3 protein-coding genes are annotated in these 2,368 nt (G+C 46.5%); all 3 read right to left on the bottom strand.

The features are described 5' to 3' along the window. Positions 1-1,441, bottom strand: a 1,441-nt coding sequence (gene abc-f, locus HP456_RS22855; protein WP_172255359.1) for a ribosomal protection-like ABC-F family protein, incomplete at its 3' end; no start/stop codon positions are given. 197 nt (positions 1,442-1,638) lie between these two features. Continuing rightward, positions 1,639-1,752 (bottom strand): RAxF-45 family protein, encoded by a 114-nt coding sequence (locus HP456_RS25455; protein WP_281358126.1) that lies wholly within the window; start codon positions 1,750-1,752, stop codon positions 1,639-1,641. A gap of 80 nt (positions 1,753-1,832) precedes the next feature. Then, positions 1,833-2,368, bottom strand: a 536-nt coding sequence (locus HP456_RS22850) for a hypothetical protein (RefSeq protein WP_172255357.1), incomplete at its 5' end; no start/stop codon positions are given.

Below are 2,368 nucleotides of genomic sequence, written 5' to 3'. Positions count from 1 at the left end.
GATGGTTCGTCGGTTCATCCAGCACAAGGAAATTAATATCCTGATGCATCAGCTGTGCTAAACGGAGCCTCATCTTCTCCCCTCCGCTGAGCTGACCTACCTGCCTGAACACATTTGGTCCATAAAAGAGGAACTTGGCAAGGATATGCCGTGCATCTCCCTCCGTCACCGCTACCTCCTCACGAAAGGCATCGATCAGACGCATATTCGGATTTGCTGCTGTAAACTTCTGGGACAAATATCCAAGCTTGACGTTACTGCCGATTTTCATCTCCCCGTCATCACAGCTCTGTTCGCCGAGGAGCATTTTGATAATGGTGGATTTCCCCGTCCCATTCTGACCGACAATTGCTGTACGGTCCTTATAATGGACAAGCATATCCGCCTCGCTGAATAGTGTTTTTTCCCCGAACGACTTCGCGGCATCCTTCATGGAAAAAACCACTTTCCCGCTCCGGTCCGTTTCTTCAAACTCCAAGCCCATCTTCTTACGCTCAAGGATCGGGCGCTTGATTTTCTCCATACGCTCGAGGGCCCTTTCCATGTTGCGTGCACGTTTGTGGAGCGCCTCATTCGGCGGATTCGCCTGATTAGCCCACTCTCTCAGCCTCTTGATTGCTTCTTTCATTTTCTTGATTTTCTTCTGCTGCTCCTGATATGCCTGGAATTCCTGCAGAAGCCGCTCTTCTTTTTCTTTTACAAACCCTGAATAGTTCGCATGATAAATCGTCAGCTCGCCGTCCTCCAGGTCAAATACCCTGGTGATGACATTGTCAAGAAAGTATCTGTCATGCGAGATGCACATGACCGTTCCTTCATACTCTTTCAAAAAATCTTCCAGCCATTCGACTGCCCCGATATCCAAGTGATTCGTCGGTTCGTCAAGGAGCAGTAAATCAGGTGTCTGGAGCAGAATAAGCCCTAGGCACAGTTTTGTCTGCTCTCCCCCGCTGCACTGGTTAAATTCTTTCTCCAGGAGCTCATTGATTTCCAGTCCATTCGATATCTTCGCGATGTTCGCATCAATTTCATACCCTCCTGAAAGCGTGAACGCATCCTGCAGCTTCCCATACTCCTCGAGCAGCCGGTTCAACTTATCAGGATTTCCCTCACTCCCCATCCTGCCTTCAAGCTCCTTCAATCGATCTCCCGTTTCAATCAAACCGGAAAATGCCGACCTCAGCACATCGAGTCCCTTCGTTCCTTCAGGATAGTGGGGAACCTGTGCAAGATAACCTACCTTGGCTCCTTTCTTTAAATGAACGAATCCTGTATCAGAGTTCTCGGCTCCCGACAGTAATTTAAAAATCGTCGTCTTCCCTGTACCGTTTCTTCCAACCAGCCCGATGCGGGTTCCTTCGGGGATCTCAAACGATAATTTTCCAAAAATCAAATGTCCGCCATACATTTTACTTAATTCCTGTGCGCTGCAAAGTATCATCTTCCTCTTCCTTTCATGGTCATAGTTCACGGATAAGAGGCTCATTCATTCATTTTTATACAAAAAAGCCGCGAGTACTCTCCCGCGACTTTTAAAAAAGAGCATGAAAAAAGAGAGCATGGACGCCCTCCGTTTCCGATCCTTTTATAGAAAAGTGGTTGGAACTGAGACCTCTTACCGTTCAGTGTTTTTCATATTCATTTGCTAAAAAAGGGCATACGCGTCCCCTTGAATGCAAAAACATGAAAAATTGCACGGCATATATAAATAAAGTCTAAATACTTACCACGCAATCCTACTGAACGATTCATCTCGAGTTCCACCTCCTTTTCCATTAACGTTAGTTTATATGGTCATTATATAATTATTCAGAAAGCTTTTGCAACTTGTTTTACCGTTTTTTGTACAAAATCCGCGAAAGTACCAGTCCGACGACACCGATCGGGATAAGGATCATTGCACGGATCGTGAAGTCAAGGAAGACGAGGTCGGCAATGAAGAACTTCACTAACGCCAGTGCAAGGAAACCGATCCCTGTCCAGCGGTAAAAGACATCCTTTCTGCTTTCACCGACCACCAAGTACACGATTGACAGAATCGCAATGGCAACGGTGAACGCAGTCGTTCTTGGGGTGTAATCCCATCCGATGACGATGAAATCCGTCGCCCTCATCACAAACATAAATGCGATGAGCGTCAGAGCTGTCTTCAACAATGCCGATGGAATCCCCATGAATGCTGTTCCAGTCTTCCTGAAATGATCAAGCAAGTACAAGTATCCGAATACGAGCAGGAAAATTGGCAGCTCAACGTTCAGAAAATCATAAGAAGGTCCGAAACCGATGCCCAGCAGTGAATACAGGATGAGTATGATCGATCCCGCAAGACTGATATAACTCTTCCTTCTTCCGGCAAGCCAGCATAATG

Origin of the sequence: Bacillus haikouensis (genome assembly GCF_013179555.1) — a bacterium.
In the GTDB taxonomy this organism is placed as follows: domain Bacteria; phylum Bacillota; class Bacilli; order Bacillales; family Bacillaceae_B; genus Rossellomorea; species Rossellomorea haikouensis_A.
This window is presented reverse-complemented; position numbering and strand designations above follow the sequence as displayed.